Annotated in this window: 15 protein-coding genes and 1 tRNA gene; 13 read left to right on the plus strand and 3 right to left on the minus strand. The window is 76.6% G+C overall.

The window, feature by feature from the left end; translation table 11 throughout:
• Nucleotides 1-29 precede the first annotated feature (29 nt).
• From J5O08_RS11655 to J5O08_RS11665, 3 genes are read left to right on the plus strand one after another with little or no spacing between them, the layout of a single operon-like run.
• Nucleotides 30-1,085 (plus strand): hypothetical protein, encoded by a 1,056-nt coding sequence (locus J5O08_RS11655; RefSeq protein WP_218707035.1) that lies wholly within the window; start codon nt 30-32, stop codon nt 1,083-1,085.
• Nucleotides 1,082-2,725, plus strand: coding sequence for a DNA polymerase Y family protein (locus J5O08_RS11660; RefSeq protein WP_218707037.1), 1,644 nt, complete (start codon nt 1,082-1,084; stop codon nt 2,723-2,725). The genes J5O08_RS11655 and J5O08_RS11660 overlap by 4 nt, the downstream gene beginning before the upstream one ends.
• Nucleotides 2,718-6,584 (plus strand): PHP domain-containing protein, encoded by a 3,867-nt coding sequence (locus tag J5O08_RS11665; protein ID WP_218707038.1) that lies wholly within the window; start codon nt 2,718-2,720, stop codon nt 6,582-6,584. The genes J5O08_RS11660 and J5O08_RS11665 overlap by 8 nt, the downstream gene beginning before the upstream one ends.
• A 62-nt stretch (nt 6,585-6,646) precedes the next feature.
• Here J5O08_RS11665 and J5O08_RS11670 read toward each other — a convergent pair whose 3' ends face one another.
• A complete protein-coding gene (locus tag J5O08_RS11670; RefSeq protein ID WP_218707040.1) occupies nt 6,647-8,374 on the minus strand; it encodes a polysaccharide lyase family 1 protein in 1,728 nt (575 codons plus the stop codon).
• Between the two features lie 133 nt (nt 8,375-8,507).
• On the opposite strand from J5O08_RS11670, the gene J5O08_RS11675 reads away from it, so the two are divergent.
• Nucleotides 8,508-9,434: a dihydrodipicolinate synthase family protein gene (locus J5O08_RS11675; protein ID WP_218707042.1), complete on the plus strand. Its 927-nt coding sequence runs from the start codon at nt 8,508-8,510 to the stop codon at nt 9,432-9,434.
• Here the strand turns inward: J5O08_RS11675 and J5O08_RS11680 are convergent.
• Nucleotides 9,431-10,657, minus strand: coding sequence for an AI-2E family transporter (locus J5O08_RS11680; RefSeq protein ID WP_218707044.1), 1,227 nt, complete (start codon nt 10,655-10,657; stop codon nt 9,431-9,433). The genes J5O08_RS11675 and J5O08_RS11680 overlap by 4 nt on opposite strands.
• A gap of 186 nt (nt 10,658-10,843) precedes the next feature.
• Between J5O08_RS11680 and J5O08_RS11685 the strand changes: the two genes are divergently transcribed.
• The 4 genes from J5O08_RS11685 (at nt 10,844) to J5O08_RS21645 (ending at nt 14,110) form a co-directional block, all read left to right on the plus strand.
• A tRNA-Leu gene (locus J5O08_RS11685) sits at nt 10,844-10,927 on the plus strand.
• Nucleotides 10,928-11,092: 165 nt separating this feature from the next.
• Nucleotides 11,093-11,479 (plus strand): VOC family protein, encoded by a 387-nt coding sequence (locus J5O08_RS11690; protein WP_218707046.1) that lies wholly within the window; start codon nt 11,093-11,095, stop codon nt 11,477-11,479.
• A gap of 59 nt (nt 11,480-11,538) precedes the next feature.
• Nucleotides 11,539-12,585 carry an RDD family protein gene (locus tag J5O08_RS11695; RefSeq protein WP_218707047.1) on the plus strand — a complete coding sequence of 349 codons (1,047 nt, stop codon included), beginning with the start codon at nt 11,539-11,541 and terminating at the stop codon, nt 12,583-12,585.
• Between the two features lie 316 nt (nt 12,586-12,901).
• On the plus strand, nt 12,902-14,110 hold the full coding sequence (locus J5O08_RS21645) for a GNAT family N-acetyltransferase (protein WP_218707048.1): 1,209 nt from the start codon (nt 12,902-12,904) through the stop codon (nt 14,108-14,110).
• A 107-nt stretch (nt 14,111-14,217) separates the two neighbouring features.
• On the opposite strand, the gene J5O08_RS11705 is transcribed toward J5O08_RS21645, so the two are convergent.
• Complete coding sequence (locus J5O08_RS11705) at nt 14,218-15,015, minus strand: bifunctional 2-polyprenyl-6-hydroxyphenol methylase/3-demethylubiquinol 3-O-methyltransferase UbiG (protein WP_218707049.1); 798 nt, start codon at nt 15,013-15,015, stop codon at nt 14,218-14,220.
• Nucleotides 15,016-15,096: 81 nt separating this feature from the next.
• Here J5O08_RS11705 and J5O08_RS11710 point away from each other — a divergent pair, with 81 nt between their 5' ends.
• The 5 genes from J5O08_RS11710 to J5O08_RS11730 are packed head-to-tail and all read left to right on the plus strand — an operon-like array spanning nt 15,097 to nt 22,841.
• Nucleotides 15,097-16,485 carry an MFS transporter gene (locus J5O08_RS11710; protein ID WP_218707050.1) on the plus strand — a complete coding sequence of 463 codons (1,389 nt, stop codon included), beginning with the start codon at nt 15,097-15,099 and terminating at the stop codon, nt 16,483-16,485.
• 32 nt (nt 16,486-16,517) lie between these two features.
• The gene (locus tag J5O08_RS11715) at nt 16,518-17,993 is read left to right on the plus strand and encodes a DUF3375 domain-containing protein (RefSeq protein ID WP_218707051.1); all 1,476 of its coding nucleotides are present in this window, start codon (nt 16,518-16,520) and stop codon (nt 17,991-17,993) included.
• Nucleotides 17,986-18,918 (plus strand): DUF4194 domain-containing protein, encoded by a 933-nt coding sequence (locus tag J5O08_RS21860; protein ID WP_218707052.1) that lies wholly within the window; start codon nt 17,986-17,988, stop codon nt 18,916-18,918. The genes J5O08_RS11715 and J5O08_RS21860 overlap by 8 nt, the downstream gene beginning before the upstream one ends.
• A complete protein-coding gene (locus J5O08_RS11725; protein WP_218707053.1) occupies nt 18,915-22,286 on the plus strand; it encodes an ATP-binding protein in 3,372 nt (1,123 codons plus the stop codon). The genes J5O08_RS21860 and J5O08_RS11725 overlap by 4 nt, the downstream gene beginning before the upstream one ends.
• 30 nt (nt 22,287-22,316) lie before the next feature.
• Complete coding sequence (locus J5O08_RS11730) at nt 22,317-22,841, plus strand: adenylyl-sulfate kinase (RefSeq protein ID WP_218707054.1); 525 nt, start codon at nt 22,317-22,319, stop codon at nt 22,839-22,841.
• The last annotated feature ends 94 nt before the right edge of the window (nt 22,842-22,935 follow it).

Here is a 22,935-nt window from a genome sequence, read left to right on the forward strand (position 1 = left end):
CGGCCGGCAGGTGACGGGGAGGTGCGGCGGTGAACCAGGAGGAGCGGATCGCCCGGGCTCGCGCCGCCCTGGTCAGCGCCGAGCTGCGCACCGGCGCCCGCAGCCTCGCGCCGCGGGGGGCGGGCGCTGCCTCCGCGAGCGAGTCCGGCGCGGGGAGCAGTGTCGCACCCCGGGCCGACGTGCGCGGCGACGTGCGCGGGCCTCGGTCGGACGTGGCGCGGGCGGACGGCACCCGTCCCGGCGCCCGCGCCGTCGACGCCCCCGTGCGGGGCGCCACGGCGCTCGCGGTGCTGCCGGTCGAGGACCCCGCCCCGGTGCCCGCGCCCGCGGGTCCGGTCGCCGTCCCGGACCTGCCCGACCGGCAGCCGGCACCCCGGTCGGCCGTCGCGCGCGGCCCTGTGCTGCTCACCGACCGTCCGCCGCTCGCGGTGCCACCCGCGCTCGCCCCGCTGCTGCCCGACGGCCTGCGCCGCGGGAGCACGACGGCGGTGCTCGGCTCCACCTCGCTGGTGCTCGCGATGGTCGCCGCCGCCTGCACCGCCCGGGAGGCGTGGGCGGCCGTCGTGGGGCAGCCGAGCCTCGGCCTGCTCGCCGCCGCCCAGACCGGGGTGGCGCTGGAGCGGCTCGCCGTGGTCCCGCAGCCGGGCGTGGACGCGCCGACCGTCGTCGCGGCCCTGCTCGACGGCATCGACGTCGTCGTGGTCGGCCCCGGCACGCACCTGGCCGACGCCGACCGCCGCCGGCTCATGGCGCGTGCCCGGGACCGCGGGTCCGTGCTGCTCGCCACCGCGCCCTGGCCGGGTGCGGGCACCGTGCTGACCGTCGAGGGCGGTCGGTGGACCGGGGTCGGCGAGGGCGACGGCCGGCTCCGCGCGCACGAGGTGCAGATCACCCGCACCGGCCGGGGCAGCGCGGGGCGGGCCCAGGACCTGCGCGTGGTGCTGCCGCTCGAGGTGGGCACCGACCCGTACGGGCTGCCCGCCGACCGCGCCGCCGCGCCGCCGGCCGCACCGCAGCCGCCGACGCCGCAGCCGGTCGTGGACGACGGCGTGCTGCTCGCGCCCGACCTGAGGCTCGTCGGATGAGCAGCACCCGCACCACCGTCGTCTGGGTGCCGGACTGGCCGGTCGTCGCCGCCGTGCGCGCCGCCGAGGTCCCGCCGCACCTGCCCGCCGCCGTCCAGCACGGCGCGCGGCTCACCGCCGTGTCGGCGATCGCCCGTGCCCAGGGGGTGCGCCGCGGCATGCGCCGCCGGCAGGCCCAGGGCGTCTGCCCCGAGGTCGTGCTGCTGCCCGCCGACGACGACCGGGACGCCCGCCTGTTCGAGCCGGTGGCGGTCGCGACCGAGGCCGTCGTCGCCGGGATCGAGGTCGCCCGGCCCGGCCTGCTCCTGCTGCCCGCGGGCGGCGCGGCCCGGTTCCACGGCACCGAGGAGACGCTCGCCGAGCGCCTGGTGTCCGTGGTGGCCGAGCGGACCGGGCACGAGTGCCAGGTCGGCACCGCCGACGGCCTGCTCGCCGCGATCCTCGCCGCCCGCACCGACGCCGTCGTGCCGCCCGGCGCCTCGCGCGAGTTCCTGGCGCCGCGCCCCGTCGACGACCTCGCGCCCGCGGCGGTGACCGACGACGCCGGGCACGCGGTCGTCGAGCTCGTCGACCTGCTGCGCCGGCTCGGGCTCCGTCGCCTCGGCGACCTGGCCGCCCTCGACGCCGGCGACGTGCACGCGCGGTTCGGCACCTGGGGCACCTGGGCGTGGACCCTGGTGCGCGGCGAGGACCTGCGCCCGCCCGCCCGGCGTCGGCCGGAGACCGACCTGGAGGTCGGCACCGAGCTCGACCCGCCCGCGCACCGCGTCGACGTCGCGACGTTCGCCGGCCGCCGGCTCGCGGAGGAGCTGCACGCCCTGCTCACCGAGCACTCCGTGACCTGCGCGCGGCTGCGGATCACCGCCCGCACCGACGAGGGCACCGAGCTGACCCGCGCCTGGCGCACCGACATGGGCGGCCTCGGCGGGCTGTCCGCCGCGCGGATCACCGACCGCATCCGCTGGCAGCTCGAGGGCTGGCTGACCGCCGCGGCCGCCGAGCACGGCGCCGGCTCCCGGCCGGACGGCGGCGAGCCCGACGAGCACGCCGAGCCGATCGGCCTGGTCGCGCTCGGCATCACCGCCGAGGACGTCGCGCCCGCCGGCGCCGAGCAGGGACGGCTGTGGGGCGGTGCGTCCGGCGGCGACCTGCGCGCGCACCGGGCGCTCGACCGCGTGCAGGGGCTGCTCGGGGGCGACGGCGTGCTGACCGCCGCCCTGCAGGGCGGCCGGGACGTCCGCGACCAGGTGCACCTGCAGCCCTGGGGTGCCCAGGCCGCCGCGCCCCGCCCGGTCGACCGGCCGTGGCCCGGCCACCTGCCCCCGCCGGCGCCCGCGACCGTGCCGGTGCGGCCCGCGCCGGTCGACGTGCTGGACGGCACGGGGCGGATGGTGCGGTTCGACGGCCGGTTCGCCATGAGCGGCGACCCGGTGCGCGTGCGCACGCACGCCACCGACCGCCGGCCCGCGGTCGACCACGACGTCGCGGGCTGGGCCGGCCCCTGGCCGCTCGCGGAGCGGTGGTGGTCGCCGACCGAGGCGGGGCTGCGCATGCATCTGCAGGTCACGCTCGGCGACGGTCGAGCCCTGCTGCTCGCCTGGCGTCCCGACGGCTGGACCTGCGAGGCCGTCTATGACTGACGTCCCGCGCTACGCGGAGCTGCACGCGCACTCGGCGTTCAGCTTCCTCGACGGCGCCAGCCAGCCCGAGGAGCTCGCCGCCGAGGCGCACCGGCTCGGGCTCAGCGCGCTCGCGCTCACCGACCACGACGGCCTGTACGGCGTCGTGCGGTTCTCCGAGGCGGCGCGGGAGGTCGGCCTGCCCACCGTGTTCGGCGCCGAGCTGCACCTGCCCGTCCCCGGCGTCGGCGGCCCCGACGTCCTCGACCTGCCGACCGGCGTGCCCGACCCGCGCGCGCTGCACCTGCCCGTGCTCGCCCGCGGCCCCGAGGGCTACCGGGCGCTGTCCCGCACCATCGCGGAGGCGCACCTCGCCACCGGGACCAAGGGGGCCGCGGAATACCGGCTGGAGCAGCTCGCCGAGCAGGCCGACGGGCGCTGGCTCGTCCTCACCGGCTGCCGCAAGGGACCCGTCCGGCACGCGCTGACCGACGGCGGCCGCGAGCCCGGCGTCACCACCGCGGGTCTCGACCGGGCGCGCACCGAGCTCGACCGGCTGGTCGCGCTGTTCGGCCGGGACAACGTGGCCGTCGAGGTCACCCAGGGCGGCAGCCCGTACGACTCCGAGCTCGCGGACGCCCTCGCGGAGCTCGCCGCCGGCGCCCGGCTGCCGCTGGTCGCCACCGGGAACGTGCACTACGCGACCCCGCGGGACGCCGACCTGGCGATGGCCCTGGCCGCCGTCCGCGCCCGGTCGTCGATGGAGGACCTGGACGGGTGGCTGCCCGGGGCGCCGACCGCGCACCTGGCGTCCGCCGCCGAGATGCTGCGCCGCCACCGGCGGCACCCGCAGGCCGTCGCCACCGCCGCCGCGATCGGCGCCGAGTGCGCGTTCGACCTGCACCTCGTCGCCCCGCAGCTGCCGCCGTACCCGGTGCCGCCCGGCCACACCGAGGCGACCTGGCTGCGCGAGCTCGTCCGCCGCGGCGCGCTGGACTGCTACGGCCCGCCCGAGGCCGAGCGGGTGCCCGGCGCCTACGCCCAGCTGGAGCACGAGCTGCGCGTCATCGAGGACCTCGGCTTCCCCGGCTACTTCCTGGTCGTCTACGACCTGGTCGACTTCTGCCACCGCAACGGCATCCTCGCCCAGGGCCGCGGCTCGGCCGCCAACTCCGCGGTCTGCTACGCGCTCAAGGTCACCGCCGTCGACGCCGTCGCGCACGGCCTGCTGTTCGAGCGGTTCCTCGCGCCCGAGCGCGACGGGCCGCCGGACATCGACGTCGACATCGAGTCCGGCCGCCGCGAGGAGGTCATCCAGTACGTCTACGCGAAGCACGGCCGCACCCACGCCGCGCAGGTCGCCAACGTCATCTCCTACCGCGCCCGGTCCGCCGTGCGGGACGCCGCCCGCGCGCTCGGGTACGACGTCGGGCAGCAGGACGCGTGGAGCAAGTCGATCGAGCGCTGGGGCACGCTGCGCGGCCCGGCGCCGCGGCACCCCTGGTGGTCGGGGGCGAACCGGGGCGCGGCGGCCGTGTCGGCCACCCCGCCGACGCAGTACGTCGCCGACCGGCCGACGTCGACCCGGCCGAGCCCGCCGTCGACCCGGCCGACGCCGCCCTCGCCCCACGTCGGGACACCCCCTGTCGGCCCGCCCGCCGCGGCGACCCCGGGTTCCCCGGTGAGCCGCGAGGACCGGCGCGCCGCGCAGTACGCCGCCGCCCAGCGCGACCCCGACGGCGTCGTCTGGGGCTGGAACCACGAGCCCGGCGCCGCACCGGCCCCGGCGCCCCGGCGTCCCGCGGGGCACGACGACGTCGACGGCCCGGCCGGCCAGCCGACCGCCGACCGCCACGACGTCGTCCCCGCGCACCGGCCGCCGCCCGCGAGCGACCTCGAGGAGATCCCCGAGCAGGTCATCGACCTGGCCGACCGGTTCCTGCGCCTGCCTCGGCACCTCGGCATCCACTCCGGCGGGATGGTGATGTGCGACCGCCCGGTCATCGAGGTGTGCCCCGTGGAGTGGGCCCGCATGGAGGGCCGCACCGTCCTGCAGTGGGACAAGGACGACTGCGCCGACGCGGGACTGGTGAAGTTCGACCTGCTCGGCCTCGGCATGCTCACCGCCCTTCGGCTGGCGTTCGACCAGGTCGAGCAGCACGGCGGCCCGCGCCTCCACCTGCACCAGCTGCCCCACGAGGACCCGCTGGTCTACGACCTGCTGTGCGCCGCCGACACCGTCGGGGTGTTCCAGGTGGAGTCGCGCGCCCAGATGGGCACCCTGCCGCGCCTCCAGCCGCGCAGCTTCTACGGGATCGTCGTCGAGGTCGCCCTGATCCGCCCCGGACCGATCCAGGGCGGGTCGGTGCACCCGTACATCGAGCGCTACCAGGGGCGGCAGCCGATCACCTACGCGCACCCGCGGCTCGAGAAGTCCCTGGAGCGCACCCTCGGCGTCCCGCTGTTCCAGGAGCAGCTCATGCAGATGGCCATCGACGTCGCCGACTTCACACCCGCCGAGGCCGACCAGCTCCGGCGCGCGATGGGCTCCAAGCGCAGCATCGAGAAGATGGAGGCGCTGCGCGCCCGGCTCATGGACGGCATGACCCGCAACGGCATCCCGGAGCCCGTGCGCGAGGAGGTCTACGAGAAGCTCAAGGCCTTCGCGGACTTCGGGTTCCCGGAGTCGCACGCCTACTCGTTCGCGTTCCTCGTCTACGCCAGCTCCTGGCTCAAGGTGCACCACCCGGCCGCCTTCTACGCCGGCCTGCTCGCCGCGCAGCCCATGGGGTTCTACTCGCCGCAGTCGCTCGTCGCGGATGCCCGCCGGCACGGCATCGGCGTGCTCCGCCCCGACGTGCAGCGCTCCGGGGTGCAGGCCGTCGTCGAGCGGGTCCGGCTCGAGCCCGCGGGCGGGGAGCCGCGCCTGACACCGAGGCCGTCCGGGACCGCGCCGGTGCCGCCGCTGCGGGCGGGCGGGGCGCCCGGGTTCGCCGAGGTGCCGCCGCCGTTCGACCCGGCGCCGGAGCGTGGTGGTCCCGCGGGGACCGCGGCGTCGTGGCGCGCCGGGTCCGACGCGACGGGGGACGAGGCGGGGACGCGAGGCGATCCGTCGGAGGCGCCGTCGTCGACGACCGCGCCGGGCGGCGTGGGGGCGGCCGCCGAGCCCGAGCGCTCCCTCGCGGTGCGCGTCGGCCTCGCCTCGGTGCGGAACGTGGGGGAGAAGGTCGCCGAGCGGGTCGTCGCCGAGCGGGACGCGCACGGTCCGTTCGCCGACCTGCGGGACCTCGTCCGGCGCGTCGAGCTCAGCACCGCGCAGCTCGAGGCGCTGGCCACCGGCGGCGCCCTGGAGTCGCTCGGTGTCACCCGGCGCGAGGCGCTGTGGGCGGCGGGCGCGCTCGCGCAGGAGGGGCCGGACACGCTGCCCGGCGTCTCGGTGGGCGTCCAGGCGCCGACCCTGCCCGGGATGAGCCCGGTCGAGCTCGCCGTCGCCGACGTCTGGGCCACCGGCGTGACCGTCGACTCGTACCCGACCCAGTACGTGCGCGACGGCCTGGACGCCCAGGGCGTGCTGCGCGTCGAGCAGGCGTTCCGGCACGAGGCCGGGCGCCGGGTCGCCGTCGCGGGGGTCGTCACCCACCGGCAGCGACCCGGCACCGCCGGGGGCGTCACCTTCCTGTCGCTGGAGGACGAGACCGGGCTGCTCAACATCGTGTGCAGCACCGGGCTGTGGCAGCGGTTCCGGAAGGTCGCCCGCACGTCCCGGGCGCTCGTCGTGCGCGGGCGGCTGGAGCGGGCGGACGGGGCCACCAACCTCATCGCCGAGCACCTGACGCCGCTGTCGCTGGGCATCGCGACGACCTCGCGGGACTTCCAGTGACCCGCACCCGGGCCGGGGACGCCGTCGAGGCGGTGCCCGGGCCGGCGCCCGGCGGCTCGTCGTCAGCCCCGGAGCGACCGCCGCGCCCGCACGAGCCCGACGCCGACCCCGACGAGCGCGCCGATGCCCGCGAGCACGCCCAGGGCCCCGACCCCGGTCGCGGCGAGGCCGCCGCGGCGTGCACCCTCGGCCGTCGCTGAACCGCCACCCGCACCGCCGCCCGCCCCGGTCCCGCCCGCGCCGATCCCGTCCGAGCCGGGGCCGCCGACCCCGGTACCGGGGCCGCCGTTCGCGGCGCCACCCCCGCCCGAGCCGCCGCCCGGAGGTACCACCGGCGTGCTCGGTGCCGGGTCCGGCACGTCCGGGCCCTCGGCGGCCGGCGCCAGCACCCCGGCCCCGGCCTGCGCGAGCACCACGTCCCGCACGTCGGTCACCTCGTGCACGACGGCACCCCGCACCCCGGCCGTGACCGGGTCCCAGCGCGCACCGGCGACGAGGCGGTCGGCCTCCGCAGCCGCGGCGTTGTACGCACCGAGCACGTCCACCTCGACGCCGTTCACGAGCGTCTGCTCGGCGTGCAGCCGGCTCCCGCCCCATCGCTTGACGATCGACGCCACGGGCACGTCCTCGGGGAGGTCGAACGCGTTCCGCTCGGCCCAGATGCTCGACTCGACGCCCACGCCCCAGGCGTAGTCGAACAGGGCGGCGCCGCCCGCCCCGACGCGGACGTAGTTGTTGTAGACGTCCACGTCGCCGAACCGCACCCGGGGGAGCCGCTGGCCCGCGTCGTCCCACAGGTTGTGGTGCCAGCTGACCCGCAGCCGCCCGCCGTCGAGCGCCTGGCGGCCGTCACCCGACCCGACGAGGTTCGTCTTGTCGTGGTCGCGGAACACCGAGTACGACACGGTGACGAGGTCGGACTCGTGCGTGATGTCCAGCAGCCCGTCGTGGACCTCGAACGGGCGCCCGTGCACGGTCGGCAGCGAGGCCGGCGGGTGGTCGCCGTCGTCGAGCGTCACGTGGTCGACCCAGACGTTCTCGCTGGTGTGCACGCTGATGTTGTCGTAGAGCGAGTTCCAGTTCCCCACGCTGGTGTCGCCCGGGTCCCACTCGGGGAAGCAGTCGTAGGCGTCGGAGACGTGCAGGTTCCGGATGATGACGTCCCGCACGCCTTGCAGGAGCAGGTGCGCGCCCACCAACCGGGCGTCGTCACCGAGGCCGAGGACCGTCACGTGCGGCCCGACGCGCTGCCGGACCTGGGCCGTCTGCACGGCGGCCGCGCGTGCCCGGGCCTCCTCGAGGGGTCCTGTGGGATCAGTCCACCCCCACACCTCCGGGTCGTACGCCGCGACGTACTCCGCCATCGAGAACGGGCGCGGGTCGTCGTCCTCGACCTGCACCTGCGCCGCGAAGTCGTCGCAGGTCGGGAGGCCGGACGCCGGGTCGTCGAACCCGAAGGCCCGCATCTCGCCCTCGACCAGCACGATCGTCGGCTCGTCCCGCAGGTGGGCGGAGGCGCCGCCGAGAGCCGCCCGGAGCTCGTCCCAGGTCCGCACCACGTGCACGTCCCCGGGCGCCGCCGCCGACCCGCCGGTGGTGCCGGACCCGGCCGAGCCCCACCCGTCGCCCTCCGAGAGCGTCTGCCGGGCGAGCGCCAGCCACCCGGGGTCCACGCCCGCGGGCGGGTCGCCGGACCCGCCGCCCGGGGCCGCCGCCCAGGCCGCCCCCGCCGGCACCGCCAACGCCAGGGCCACCAGGGCCGTGCCGATACTCCGTCCTGCTCGCGCCATCCTCGACTCCTTCGTCGGGTCCGGGAAACCGGTTCCTGATGACCGTAGCGAGAGCGGGGAGCCCGGCGCGAGAGCAGTTTCCGGGCCGTCTCCGAGCACCCCGCGCGCCAGCCCCGCGTGCCAGACTGCCCGCGTGACCCTCCTCGGCCCGCTCGTCCCGTACCTGCCCACGCCCCGCGGCCACGAGGGCGAGGTGGTGGTCGACCCGCTGCAGCGCCTCGTCGACGACGCTGTCGACGCCGGCGCCTCGGGTGTCGCGGTGCTCGGCAGCACGGGTGGCTGGCCGTACCTGACGGCGGGGGAGCGGCGGCTGGTCGTGGAGGCGGCGGTCGACGCCGCCGCGGGCCGCGTGCCGGTCGTGGCCGGCGTCGGCGCGTTCACGACGGACGAGGTGATCGTGCACACGATCGTCGCCGAGCGCGCCGGCGCGTCCGCGGTGCTGCTGCCCACGCTGGCCTACCTCCCGCTCACCGACGACGAGGTCCTCGGCCTGGTCACGGACGTGGCGGACGCCGCGCGGGTGCCGGTCTGGCCCTACCACAACCCGGTGAGCACGACGTTCCGGTACTCGGTCGAGACGCTGGTCCGCGCCGCGCAGGTGCCGGGCGTGGGCGGGGTGAAGGACCGGGGGAGCGACGCCGCCGAGCTGCGCGAGCGCGTGTCGGCGCTCCGGTCGGCGGTCCCCGACACCGTGGAGGTCGGCTGCAGCGGGGACGTGCTCGGGGTCGAGGGCCTGCTCGCGGGCGCACGGACCTGGCACTCGGGGCTCGCCAGCGTGCTGCCCGCCTGGTACGCGGCGGTCGCCGACGCCGCCGCGGCGGGACGGGCGGACGAGGCACGCGCGCACATGGCGCGGCTGGCACCGGTCGCGGAGCTGGTGGTCTCGCTCGGCGGTCCGCGGGCGGTGCACGCGCTCGCCCGGGTGCTCGGCACCGACCTCGGTCAGCTGCCCGCGCCGCTGCGGCCGGTGGACGACGCCGGTGCGGCGGCGCTGGCCGCGGCGGTGGAGCTGCTCGGCGACGCGCCGGTGCGGGCGGCCGACGGGTCCGCGCGGGACTAGGCCTCGGCGCCCTCGCCGTCCTCGTCGACCGGGCCGACCTCCTCGCCCGCCTCCTCCGGCTCCATCGGGGGGTCGGGCTGGTGGAACCGCGACCAGATCGCCCACACGACCGACACCAGCGGCACGGCGATGACCGCGCCGAGGATGCCCGCGGTGAGCGTGCCGCCGGTGACGGCCAGCGCGACCACGACGGGGTGCAGCGACACCTGCTTGCCCATGACGAGCGGCTGCAGCACGTGCCCCTCGAACTGGCCGATCAGCGCGATGCCGATGCCGACGACCGCCGCCTGGATCGGGCCGTTCGCGGCCAGGGCCACGATCATCGCGATCACCATGGCCGCGGGCGCGCCGATCAGCGGGATGAACGCGCCGATGAGGACCAGCACCGCCAGGGGGGCGGCCAGCGGGACGCCGATGATCGACAGCAGGATGAACGCGAGCAGGCCGTCGGTGACCGCGATGATGACGGTGCCGCGCGTGTAGCCGGAGAACGTGTACCAGCCGGCGCCGCCCGCCGTCTTCCACGAGTCGCGGACCGACGACGGCAGCTGGTTGACGAACCAGGTCCACATCTCCCTGCCCCGGGCGAGGAAGAAGATCGCGCAGAAGATCGCGAGGGCCAGCGCGGTGAACACCTCGACCACAGAGCCCGCGGACGCCGCCACCTGACCCGCGAGGTCGCCCGCGTGCTCCTGCACCCACTGCCGGCCGTTGTCGATCCACTCGGCGATCTGGTCGTTGCTGATGGAGAACGGCAGCGGCCCGTTCTCCAGGAAGTCGACGATCTGGTCGATGCCGTCGCCGAACTGCCGGGACAGGGCCTGCCACTGGTTCGCGACCGAGTAGCCGACGTAGAACACCATGCCCGCGAGCACCAGGAACCCGGTGAGCAGCCCCAGGGCCGTCGCCAGCCCGCGCGGCATCACCCGCGTGTAGAAATCGACGACCGGCCGCAGCACCGCCGTGAACACGAACGCGATGAACACGGCGACGAACAGCAGCTGCACCTGCGATGTGGCGAAGAACACCAGCGCGATCCCGGCGAGCAGCACGAGCAGCCGCCAGGTGATCCCTGCGGAGGTCCGCAGCCAGCGGGGGACCCCGTCGTCCGGGGCGATCCCGGTAGGCGGTCGGCGCTGCCCGGCGACGCGTCGTGACGCGGATCCGGCCGGTCCGCCGGCCTTCGCGCTGCCGTACCGGTCCGCGCCGCTCTGGTCCGCCATCGCGTGCGCCACCTCCTGCCCTGCTGGTGCGACGCGTCCGCCGCGGTGCTCCGCCGGACGCCCTCGCCAGTGTGCCCCTACCTGCGGATGCGTGCTCGGCCGCCACTCCGTGCTATGTTTTCTGCCGCACCTGAGGGGGCGGGAAGCGCGGAAAAGCGCTCCTCGTATCCGTCAGGCGTACACCCTGTCCGGGTGGCGGAATGGCAGACGCGCTAGCTTGAGGTGCTAGTGCCCGTATAGGGCGTGGGGGTTCAAGTCCCCCTCCGGACACTCGTTGAGACAGCGACGACGAAGGCCTCGATCCCCGCCAGGATCGGGGCCTTCGTCGTGCCGGGCCGGTTCTCGTGGGAGAAGCGGCCAGGATCTGACCGCTCCCCCGGGGACGCTGGGTCCTGAGGCCGGGTGGACCGGCCCGCGACCGACGGGGGACCGACCATGCTCCAGGGACTGGCGACGTCGAACTTCCAGGCGGCGGATCTCGCGGCCGCCCGCGAGTGGTACACCGCTCTGCTCGGCGTCGAGCCGTACTTCGTCCGGGACGGCTACGTCGAGTGGCGGCTCGGCCGGGACGGCGACGAGCTGGGGATCGTGGACGCCCGCTACGTGCCGGGGGCGCCCGACCGTGCCCCGGGCGGGCAGTACACCTACTGGGCGGTCGAGGACGTGGACGCCGCGGTGGCCGCGCTGGTCGAGCGCGGGGCGACTGTGTACGAGCCGCCGACGGCGCGCGGGGAGGGCTTCCGGACGGCGGCGGTCGTCGACCCGTTCGGGAACGTGCTCGGCGTGATGACCAACCCGCACTGGGGTGGGACGGAGGGCTGAGGCGGACCGGTCGCCGGAACGCCCGCGCCGGGCACGGTCCGCGTGCCACGATCGAGCGCGTGACCGTCGTCCTGCCCGTGCCGCCCATGCCCGGACCGGCGCCGGTGACGCCCGCGCTGGCCGGCTGGTGGCGCCGGGCGGCAGCCGTGCTGCTCGACGACCTGGTCCTGGCGGCGGTGACCTGGGCCGGGTACGGCGGTGGGTCCCCTGCGGTGTCGCTGCACCCGCCCTCGGGGTTCACCGCCGGGGCGCCCCGGGTGGGCGACCCGGCCCCGTGGGCGGCCGCGGCCGTCGGCGCCGCGCTGCTCGCGCTCGTGCTGCTCCAGGCGTACACGGGCGCCACGCCCGGCAAGCGGGTGGCGCGGGTGGCCGTGGTGCGTGCGGACACCGGTGCGCCGGCGGGTCTCCTGCGGACGCTCGTGCGGCCGTTCGTGCACGTCGTCGACGGCATCCTGCTGATCGGGTACCTCCGTCCGCTCTGGCACCCGCTGCGGCGGACCGTCGCGGACTCCGCACTGGGCACGGTGGCGGTGGTGACGCGAGGCCCTCGGTGGCTGCCCGGGTGGGACCCGGTGCCGCCGCGGCCGTCCCGCGCGTCCGCCGCGGTGACCGCCGCGGCGGTCGCGGTGTGCGTGGTGGGCGCGGTGTTCGCGGTGCCGACCGCGACCAGCGGCTCGGTGACGACGGTGGGGGACCCGGTCGCGTGCGACGTGCGGGTGCCGGCCGGTGTCCCCGACGTCGGCGCCGCGGCGACCCTCCAGCGCACCGGCGTCGAGAGCGCCGAACGTCGCGCGTGGGTGGTGCGCGACCTCGCACCCTCGGGCCCGGGGTTCGACGTCGCGTGGTCGTGGACCGGGAGCCTCGGGGTCGGCGACGTGTGGGTCGAGGCGCGGGTGTCCCGTGCGGGCGACCCTGGTGAGGAACCCACGCTGATCACGGAGCAGCCCGGATCGGCGGGGCCCGGTGCCGGGGCCGCCTCGCTGGCGGCGGGGCCGGACGGGTTCACCGGGCTGACGCCGGCGGGTTGGGTCGAGACGTCCCTCGTGGTGGACGGCCGTGCGGTGGCGGCGTGCCGGGTGCCGGGCGCGCGGCTGCTGGACGCCTGACGGTTCGCGGCCCGCCGGACGCGTGCGCCACGGCCCCTGGGCCGTCCGGGGGACGCTGGTTCGAGGGAACCGAGGGGGCGCCGGGCACCTGCTGCCGAGGAGTGCGGCTCGCGGACCGCCGCCGAAGTCGACGACCTGACCTGCAGCGACGGGGCGTCGACGCTGGGCGCAACCTCTCCCGGCCCCGCTGTGACCGCCCCGCACGACCGTGTGGTCGGTTTCGGCTTCACCCTGTGACTACCGGAAAACGGTACAAAGCGGACAGTAGCCTCGCCGCGACCGATGCCCCACCGGCAACGACGCACCGGAGGACACCGTGCACGCCCGCCTCGTCCCGCTGCCCCGGGTGACCGCCGCGGACGCCCGCGCCTGGCGCCGGCTCGCCGACGCCGCCGTCGAGCCCAACGTCTACCTCGACCCCCGCTTCCTGGTGCCCGCGCGGCACCGCGGCCGCGACGTGGCGGACGTCCGGCTGCTGGTCGTCGAGGAGGGCGACGAGTGGCTCGCGCTGCTCGCGCTGACCACGACGACCGTGGCCCCCGGCGTGCCGCTGCGCGCGGTGACCACCGGCGGCACGTTCATGACGACCCACTCGGACCGGCACCACCCGCTCGTCCGGGCGGGCCGGGAGGTCGAGGCGCTCGGCGCGCTGCTCGGCGGCCTGCGGGAGGTCGGGCTGCCGGGGTTGGTCCAGCTGCAGCACTTCCCGCTCGACGGGCCGCTCGCCGACGCGCTGCGCCAGGTCGCGGCGCGCGGCGGGATGCTCGTGCACGAGCGGCGCCGGACGGAGAGCGCGTACGCGCGGCGGTCGGCGGTCCCGGAGCGGGTCCCGTGCGCGGCCGATGCGCCGCTGGTGGACCCGCCGCTCGCCGCCGACCACATGGGGGCGGGCCGGCGGAAGGACCTGCGCCGCCGGGTGCGCGGGCTGGCGCGGGACGCCGGCGGGCCGCTCGAGCTGCACGACGTGAGCGACGACCCGGCGGTCGACGCGGAGTTCGCCGCGTTCCAGGCCGCGGGCTGGAAGGGCGACGCCGCGCGCGGCGGTGCGGCGCTCGGCCTGGACCCCGTCGCGTACCGGTGGTTCCGCGACGTGGTCGCCGGGTTCCGCCGCGACGGGGACGTGACGGTCCTCCGGCTGACCGCGGGCGGCGAGACGGTGTACCTGAGCTACGCCCTGCGCTCGGGCGGCACGTACTTCGGGTTCCTCGACGCCTACGCGGAGCGGTTCGCCAAGTTCAGCCCGGGTGCCCTCGGCCGGCTGGCGGAGCTGACCTACGTGCTCGGCTCGACGGGCGCCCCGGCGTTCGACCCCGCCTTCGACCCGCGGTACGTCGCGGGGACGCAGCTGTACCCGGAGCGCCGGGGCCAGGCCGACCTGCTGGTCTCGACCCGGGGGCTGGTGTCCCGGACGGCCGTCCTCGCGGCGCCGGTGGCAGCGAGGTTCGGCATCGGCGCCCGCGCGGTGGGGCTGCCTCTCGTCCCGGTGGGCGGGGAGCTCGCGGAGTGGCTGGCGCTTGTGGCCTGAGCGCGCCGGGCGCCGCCGGCGCCCGTGAGGTCGCCCCATCGGGGTGAGGTCGGCGGCTGTGCGTGACGACCTCGTCGGCTCGTGACGACCTCACCGGTGCGCGCGAGTCAGCGCCGCGCCACCGCGAGCAGGTGCCCCGACAGGTCCGCCGACTCCGGGTGCCCCTGCGCCCGCTCCGCGAGGACGACCGCCGCGGCGACCACCTGGTCGTCCGGCGGCACCAGCTCCAGCGCGAACGACCCCGGCCCCTCGACCCCGGCGACCGTGACGTCGCGCAGCCCGGCGTCCTCGACCTCCCCGGCCAGCTCGGCGGCGGTGTGGAAGTGCCCGGCGGGGAAGCCGTCGGCCGGGTCGAGCGGGCTCTGGCCCGTCTCGAGCAGGCGCAGGAGGCCGGTCCCGGGCAGGTCGGTGAAGCCGGCGCCCGTGACCAGGTCGGTCGCGGCGACGACCCGGGAGATCGCGCCGGCCAGCAGAACGCCATCGGGCCGCAGGACGCGGCGGGCCTCGCCCAGCGCCGCGAGCCGATCCGCGCGGTCCCGCAGGTGGTACAGCGGGCCGAGCAGCAGCACCGCGTCGAACGACCGGTCCGGGAACCGCAGGGTGCGGGCGTCGCCGGGCTCGGCCGCGAACCCGCCCGCCGCGCGCGCGGCGGCGACGTGCTCCGGCACGGGGTCGACCAGCGTCACCGGGTGTCCGCGCCCCGCGAGCCAGGACGCGTGCACGCCGGTGCCGCCGCCGACGTCGAGCACCTCGGCCCCCGCGGGCAGGTGGTCGGCGAGCAGCCGGCGGGTGCGGGCGAGCTCGACCAGGCCCGCGGCGGACCGGGTGGTGAGCCGGGACGACTCGTCGAACCGCCCGCCGTAGTAGCGGCGGATGTGCGCGTCGAGGTCCGGCTGGCTGCCCATCGAGCCAGTCTGCGCGGACCGGCGCGGCCGCGTGGGCGACTTCGGTCCCGGGATCGCGGCCCGCTCGGTAGGTTCGCTCCCGTGAGCCGGCCCGAGGTCGTCGCCCCGCCCGCGCGCCGGGTGCGCTACGGGGTGCTCGCCGGCGCCTTGCTGACCCTGGAGCTCGTCGCGGGCGTCCAGTCGGTCCTGCTGTCGACGGTCGTCCCGGTGGTGGCCCAGGACCTCGACGCGCACGAGTACTACGGCGTGATCGTCGGCAGCGCCCAGGTCGCGATGTTCCTCACGATGCCGCTCGGCCCGGCGCTGCTGCAGCGGTTCCGGGTGGACCGGGTGCTGCTGCACCTCACGACGCTCGCCGTGGTGGGCGGCGTGGCGTCGGCGCTGGCGCCGTCGATCGGCGTGTTCGTCCTCGGGCGCGCGGCGTCGGGGCTGGCGAGCGGTGCGCTCGCCACGGTGTCGCTCGCCGCGATCGTGACGGTGCTGCCGCCCGCGTGGCGGCGCGGGGTGCTGGCGGGCTACAACGTCATGTGGGTGGCGATCTCCCTCGTCGGCCCGCTGTACGCCGGGTGGGTCACCGCGGCGCTGAGCTGGCGGTGGGCGCTCGTGCTGTACCTCCCGCTGCTCGTCGTCGCCCGACTGGTCGTGGCGCGACAGCTCTCCGGGCGGATGCGTCCCGAGGGGGAGCGGCAGCCCCTGGGGCTGGGCTCGGCGGTGGTCCTGGCCGCGGGCGTCGCGCTGCTGTCCGTCGTCGGGCTGCGCGGCCTGCCCGCGGGGTGGGCGGTGGCGGCGGGCGTCGGGGGTGCAGCGGTGGCCCTGGTGGCGGCGCGCCGGCTGCTCCCGCCCGGGACGCTGCGCGCCCGGCCCGGCCGGCCCGCCGCGGTCGCCACCTTCGCTCTGGTGTGCGCGGCCTACTTCGGGGCCTCGGGGATCGTCGCCGTCGTGGTGCACGACCTGCTCGGCGGGACGACCCGCGACGTGGTGCTGGTGCTGGGCGCCAGCGCGCTCGGCTGGGCGGTCGCCGGGCTCGGGGTGAGCCGGTGGCCCGCGTCCCTCCCGGGCGGGTACGTGCGTCGGTCCACGTTCGGCGGCCTGCTGCTGGCCGTGGGCGTGCTGGTGGTGGCCGCGGCGGTGCTCGCCGACCCGGCCGCGCCCCGCGTGGGGATGGCGCTCGCGGGCTGGGCCGCGTCGGGCGTCGGCATCGGCCTGGTCTACCTGGAGACGCTCAACCGGGTGGTCGAGGAGCCGCGGGAAGCGGACGGGATCTCGGTGCCGCAGGCGGCCGCGGCCGTCGTGATCGCCGAGTCCGTGGCCACCGCCGTGACCCAGACGCTCGGCGCCGCGTCGGTCGGCCGGGGCGTCGCCGGGGACGGGGGCCAGGCCGCCGCCGTGGCGGTGCTGGTCGGCGCCGCGGTGCTGGCGCTCGCGGTCCTCCCGGGCGCGCGCCGCGCGGTCCGCGGTCCCGCGTCCTGACCACCCCCGCCGGTCACCTACGCTGTCCGGCGATGATCACTCGTGCCGAAGGGGCGTACCTGGGCGCCGTCCGGGCCTTCCAGAACCCGATGCTGGACCTGCTCCACAAGCGGCACGCCCCCCTCGTCGTCTCCCTGCTCTCGCTCGTGTTCACCGCCGAGCGGCCCCAGGTCCCGGTCGCGGACGCGCACACCGAGGTCGGCGACGCCTTGGACCAGCTGCGCGCGGCCGGCCACGGCGACGACCTGCCCACCGGCTCGGCGCGCGACCTGTGCCGCCAGTGGGCCGACGCCGGCTGGCTCGCGCGGCAGGTGCTGGACGACGACGTCGAGGTCTACAGCCTGTCGGCGCACGCCGTGGGCGCGCTGGAGGTCGCGGGCCGCGCGGGCGGGACCCGGGCCCGGGTGTCGCAGTCGCGGGTGCGGACGCTGCTCGACGCCGTGGACCGGCTGGCGGAGGACGCCGACCCCGACGCGCTGGTGCGGATGGCCCGGCTGGACGCCGAGATCACCCGGCTCCGCGGCGAGCTCGACCGGATCCAGAAGACCGGCGAGGTCGAGCAGACCGACGAGGAGACGCTGCTCGAGGAGGCCGAGAACGTCCTGCACCTCGTGCGGGAGCTCCCGGCCGACTTCGCCCGGGTCGCCGAGTCGATCAAGGTCATGCAGCGCGACGTCGTGCAGGCGCTGCGCCAGGACGAGCGGCCGACCGGCGAGGTCCTGCGCGAGTACCTGGAGCGCGGCGAGCACGTCATGGACTCGACGCCCGAGGGTCGCGCCTTCGCCGGCGCCCTGCGCCTGATCGGCGACCCGCAGCGGCTCGACCACCTTGCGACCCAGCTGTCGACCGTGCTGCGGCACCGGTTCACCCGCCGGCTGCCCGCGCAGCAGCGCGCGGAGCTCCGGGACATCGGCCGCCGGATCGAGCAGGGGCTCGACCAGGTGTTCACCGCGCAGCGCGAGGCGTCGTTCGTCATCACCGCGCAGGTGCGGAACCACGACCCGCTCCGCGACCGGCAGGTGGACGAGCTGCTGCGCGACGTGATGACCGGGCTGCAGGCGTGGGTGCCCGGCGCCCGCCGGGGCCAGGCGGTCGACCCGCTGCGCCGGCTCCCGGTCGCCGAGGTCGAGCACCTGCGGCAGACGGCGGGCGACGTGCGGCCGGCCGAGCCGCCGAGCCCGCTGACCGCGTGGGACGACGACGACTCCGACGCGTCGGCCGCGGAGGCCCTCGCCTGGGGCGGCCCGCACTACGCCGACCTGGGGTCGCACCTGGTGGCGTTCGCGGAGGGCGCCGGAACCGTCGACGTGGGGGCCGCGTTCAACGCGGCCCCGGAGCCGCTGCGCCGGCCGGTCGACCTGCTCGGCCTGCTGGAGATCGCCCACCAGCGCGGCATGACCGAGACCGACGAGGTCGCCTACGTCGACGCGGTCCGCCCGGACGGCACCCGGCGGCGGTTCGCGTTCGGCGGCGTGACGACGATGACGAAGGACGAGGACGATGACTGACACCACGACGGCCGAGACCTTCCCCGGCGCCGACGACGTCGAGGCGTTCATCGACACCGTGTCGATGGAGGAGGACCCGGCCGAGCTGTTCCCGGGCGACTCCGGCACGCTCGACGCCGACGTCCGCCGCGTCCTGGTCCGGCTGCTGCAGCGCCGGTTCCTGCTGGCGGAGAAGAACCGCCAGCAGTGGCGGACCCTGCTCGACAACCAGCAGGTGATCGAGTCGCGCCTGCACGACCTGTTCGTGCACCTCGTCGTCGACCACCAGCGCGGCATCGCCTACAAGCGGCAGGTGCGCTCCGACGAGCTCGACGTGCCCGTGCTGCTCCGCGACGAGGCGTACACCCGCGCGGAGACGCTGGTGCTCGTGCACCTGCGGACGGTGTTCCAGCGCGAGCGCGGCGCGGGGGAGACCTCGGCCCGCGTGGACGTCGAGGAGATCGAGCAGACCGCGCTGACGTACTTCGACCCCGACGACACGAACGTCGCCGCCCGCCAGCGGGAGATCCGCGCCGCGGTGCTGCGGCTCGCCAAGGAGGGCGTCGTCGAGGAGGAGTCCGAGGGGCGCTATCGGGTGACGCCGCTGGTCGAGGTGGTGCTGAGCAACGAGCGGCTGTCGGAGCTGAGCGCGTGGCTGCGGGAGCAGGTGCGCACCGGCGGGGCGGTGGCCGAGGAAGCGCTCCGCGCGGACGACGAGGCCCCGGCCGACGGAGACGCGGACGCCGCGGCGGACGACCTCCCCGCGGGCGACGACGGCACGACGGAGGGCGACCAGGTCGCCGAGGAGCCGGTCGACCTCGGGCCGACGCTCGAGGAGGCCGCCGCCGAGGAGCCCGCCGCGCCCGCCGCGCCCGACGACGACGCCCCCGCCGACCCGCCCGGCGCCACTACCGCCGACGACGCCTCCGAGGAGGTCGCACGATGACGATGGTCGACACCCTGTTCGGCCTGATCCCCGCCGCGTCGACGGGCCAGCAGTGGGTCGCGCGCGACCTGCAGCTCGTCAACTGGGGCGGGTACGACGGCCACCACCGGGTCCGGTTCGCCCCGACGGCGACGCTGCTGTCCGGCGGCTCGGGCTCCGGCAAGTCGACGCTGATGGACGCGTACATCGCGCTCCTGATGCCGCACACCACGCCGTTCAACGGCGCGTCGAACGGCGGGGTCGTCGGCCGCCCGCGCGGCAAGGACCAGCGGAACATCCTGTCCTACTCCCGCGGCAAGCTGGACGAGACCCGGTCCGCGGACGGGACGAAGCAGCGGGTGCTGCGCGGCGACGGCCGGGACACCTGGTCGGCGATCGCGATGACCTGGGTGGACCAGGCCGGCCGCGAGCTCACCGGCGTGCGCGCCTGGTACGTGCCGTCGGCGGCCCGCACGCTCGAGGACGTCATCGCCCTGCGCGCGACCGCGGACGGCCCGTTCGACCTGCGGGACCTGGAGGCCGCCGCTGCCGACCGGTTCCCGCGTCCCGTGCTCACCGCCGCCGGCCTGACGCCGTTCGACACGGACCGCGAGTTCACCGCGCGGCTGCACTCGACGCTCGGCATCGGCGCGACCGGCGACGGCGCGAAGGCGGTCGCCCTGCTCGGCCGGATCCAGGCGGGCCAGCAGATCACCACTGTCGACGCGCTCTACAAGGCGATGGTGCTGGAGGAGCCGAGCACGTTCGCGACGGCCGACGCGGTGGTCGAGCAGTTCGACAAGCTGTCCGGCACCCGCGAGCAGATGATCACCGCCCGCCAGCAGGTGAAGGCGCTGGAGCCCATCCGCGCGCACCGCGAGGCGCTGGACGAGGCCGCCGAGCGGCTCCGCGTGATCGACCGGGTCGGCACGCTCGACGACGACCGGTCGACCGCGACGCTGTGGCGGCACGAGCGCCGGCTGGGACTGCTGCGTGCGGTCGAGGAGGCGCTGGGCCGCGAGCACCAGCACGCCGAGAAGCGCGCCGCCGAGACCACCGGCCGGATCGCCGCCGCGCGGTCCGAGCTCGAGGGCGTCCGGGAGACCCTGTGGTCCTCGGGCGGCGACCGCCTGGCGACCGCGCAGCGCGAGCTCGTCGCGACCGAGGACCGCCTGGAGCGCGTGACCCGCGCCCGCGGCCGGCTCGACGACGTGCTGCGCACCGCGTTCGGCACCACGGTGTCGAGCGAGAAGGAGTTCGACGCGCTGGCCGCGCGCGGCCGGCAGGCCCAGGCCGACGGCGACGCGAAGTCCGAGGCGCGCGCGGAGTTCGGCACGGCGATGTCCGAGAAGAAGGCCGCCGGGGTCGACCTGGCCGTGCTGCGCTCCGACCGGGAGGCCGTGGCGCGCCGGCAGGACAACATCCCGGGCGACCTGCACCGGGCGCGCGCGGCGCTGGCCGAGGCCGCCGGGCTGACGCCGGAGGAGCTGCCGTTCGTCGCCGAGCTGATTGAGGTCCGCACGGAGCACGAGCCGTGGCGGGACGCGTTCAACCTGGCGCTCGGCGGGTTCGCGACGCTGCTGCTGATCGACGCCGCGCACGTGACGGCCTTCCGCCGCGCGATCGACGCGGTGCCGACGGCGCGCCGCATCCGGTTCGAAGGTGTGCCCACGGACCTGCGCTCCGACGTGGCGCTGGACCCCCGGACGCTCCCGGGCCGGCTCGACTTCCGGAACGGTCCGTTCACGGGCTGGCTGCGCAGCGAGCTCGCGAGCCGGTTCGCGTTCGTCTGCGTCGACACCCCCGGCGAGCTGTCTCAGCACCCCAAGGCGCTGACCCGGTCCGGCCAGGTCTCCGAGGGGCGTCGTGGGGCGCACGGCGGCCAGGGCCGCGCCAACGTCCTGGGGTTCACCAACACCCGACGGCTCGCGCACCTGGACGAGCAGATCGCCGCGGCCCAGGCCCGGCTGGACGACGCGGAGCGCCAGGTGCGCGCCGCCGAGGACCGGTTGGACGCCCACGACGTCGAGACGCGCGCGTACGAGCAGCTGGACGCGGTGAGCTGGGACCAGGTGGACGTCGCCGCGGTCGAGGCCGAGCGCGCCCGCTGGGCGACGGTCATCGAGGACGTCACGTCGGGCAACCCCGAGGTGACCCGGCTGCAGCAGCGCGTGGTCGAGCTCGAGCGGACGATCCGCGACCTGACCGAGGAGGTCGGCCGGACCAAGGGCTCCGCGGAGGACCTCGGCGGCCGCTGGTCGACGATCACCGACGAGGTGGACGCCGCGCAGCTCGCGCTGGACGAGGCGCAGGACGCCGGCGTGACGGTCGGCGACGACCAGCGGGCGTACCTGGACGCGCTGCTCGGCGGGACACCGACCGGCGCGGGTGCGTCGGGCGGGTCGCGCCCGGCGCCCGCCGCCGCGCTCGCCGCGTTCGACAGCACGGTCGCGCGGGCGAACGAGATCCTGCGCACCGACCTGCTCGCGGCGCAGCAGACGATCGGGGCGGCGCGGGAGGCGCTGCGCCGGACGTTCGAGACCTTCGTGGAGCGCTGGCCCGACCCGAACCTCGGCACCGACCCCGACGCGTCGTACGCCGACTTCGCGCGCATCCTCGGGGCGTTGGAGACGTCCGGGCTGCACGAGCTCGAGGCCGAGTGGCGCAAGAGCCTGCTGCGGCTGTCCGGCAACGACCTCACGGACCTGCACCACGGCCTGAGCCGGTCGGTCCGGGAGATCAAGGAGCGCATCCAGCCGGTCAACGACATCCTCGCGGACCTGCCGTTCGCCGACGACGAGCACCGGCTGCGGATCGACGCCCGCGACACGCAGTCGACGGTCGTGGCGCGGTTCCGCAAGGAGCTGAAGGACCTCCAGGAGCTGCTGGCCACCGAGGCGTCCGACGCCGAGCGCGAGCGCCGGTACCACCGGATGGCGAAGGTCATCGACCGGATCCGCCGGACGTCCCCGGACTTCGCCGACCTGGTCGACGTCCGCCGGCACGTGCGGCTGAGCGCGGAGAAGGTCGACCTCGACGGCAACCACGTCGCGCTGTACGACCACATCGGCGAGAAGTCCGGCGGCGAGTCGCAGGAGCTCGTGGCGTTCATCGTCGGCGCGGCCCTGCGGTACCAGCTCGGCGACGCCGGGGCCCCGCGCCCGCGGTACGCGCCGGTGTTCCTCGACGAGGCGCTCATCAAGGCGGACGCGCGGTTCACAGGCCGCGCGATCGGCGCGTGGCGCGGGCTCGGGTTCCAGCTGATGATCGGCGCGCCCAACGACAAGTTCAGCGCGCTGGAGCCGCACGTCGACCTCAAGTACGTGGTGCTCAAGGACACGGCGGGCCGTTCGCGGACCAAGCCGGTCGCGGGCGTCGCGGCCGGCTGACGCGGCGCGGCGAGCCGGAGGGAGGACGGCGTGGAGCCCGAGGTGCTGCTGGTGGCCGGACGCTCCGGCTCGGGCAAGTCGTCGGTCGCGTTCGAGCTGTCGGCGCGCTGGCAGCGGTCCGGGCTCGCGCACTGCCTGGTCGACGGGGACAACCTGTCGGCCGCGTACCCGAAGCCCGCGTCGGACCCGCACGGCACCGCGCTCACCGAGGCGAACCTCCGCGCGCTGTGGGGCACGTACGCCGCGGCCGGCTACCGGCGGCTGGTGTACGTGAACACGGTGAGCGTCCTCGAACGCGAGCTGGTCACCCGGGCGCTCGGCGGGCGGGCGCGCGTGTCCGGGGTGCTGCTGACGGCATCGGCCCGGACCGTGCGGACCCGGCTCGGGGCGCGGGAGATCGGGTCGGCGCTCCGGGAGCACCTCGACCGCTCGGCGGCCGCGGCCGAGCTGCTGGACCGCGCGGCGGGCCCGTGGGTCACCCGGGTGGCCACGGACGGCCGCACGGTCGAGGAGCTGGCGGCGACGGTCGCGACGGCCTCGGGCTGGGAGCCCTGAGGAGCCCTCGCCCTCCCGTCCTCTCGCCCTCTCGCCCTCTCGCCCTCTCGCCCTCTCGCCGAGATAGGACCGTGCCGTCGAGATAGGACCGCCC

The sequence above is a fragment of the Cellulomonas sp. PS-H5 genome (genome assembly GCF_019265565.1).
Classification (GTDB): domain Bacteria; phylum Actinomycetota; class Actinomycetes; order Actinomycetales; family Cellulomonadaceae; genus Cellulomonas.

Coding starts and splice junctions, on each gene's coding strand:
- J5O08_RS11705 (WP_218707049.1), bottom strand. CDS start 15,015: ATGGGCAGCCAGCCGGACCTCGACGCGCACATCCGCCGCTACTACGGC.
- J5O08_RS21860 (WP_218707052.1), top strand. CDS start 17,986: ATGACTGACACCACGACGGCCGAGACCTTCCCCGGCGCCGACGACGTC.
- J5O08_RS11670 (WP_218707040.1), bottom strand. CDS start 8,374: ATGGCGCGAGCAGGACGGAGTATCGGCACGGCCCTGGTGGCCCTGGCG.
- J5O08_RS11665 (WP_218707038.1), top strand. CDS start 2,718: ATGACTGACGTCCCGCGCTACGCGGAGCTGCACGCGCACTCGGCGTTC.
- J5O08_RS11690 (WP_218707046.1), top strand. CDS start 11,093: ATGCTCCAGGGACTGGCGACGTCGAACTTCCAGGCGGCGGATCTCGCG.
- J5O08_RS11680 (WP_218707044.1), bottom strand. CDS start 10,657: ATGGCGGACCAGAGCGGCGCGGACCGGTACGGCAGCGCGAAGGCCGGC.
- J5O08_RS11725 (WP_218707053.1), top strand. CDS start 18,915: ATGACGATGGTCGACACCCTGTTCGGCCTGATCCCCGCCGCGTCGACG.
- J5O08_RS11715 (WP_218707051.1), top strand. CDS start 16,518: ATGATCACTCGTGCCGAAGGGGCGTACCTGGGCGCCGTCCGGGCCTTC.
- J5O08_RS11660 (WP_218707037.1), top strand. CDS start 1,082: ATGAGCAGCACCCGCACCACCGTCGTCTGGGTGCCGGACTGGCCGGTC.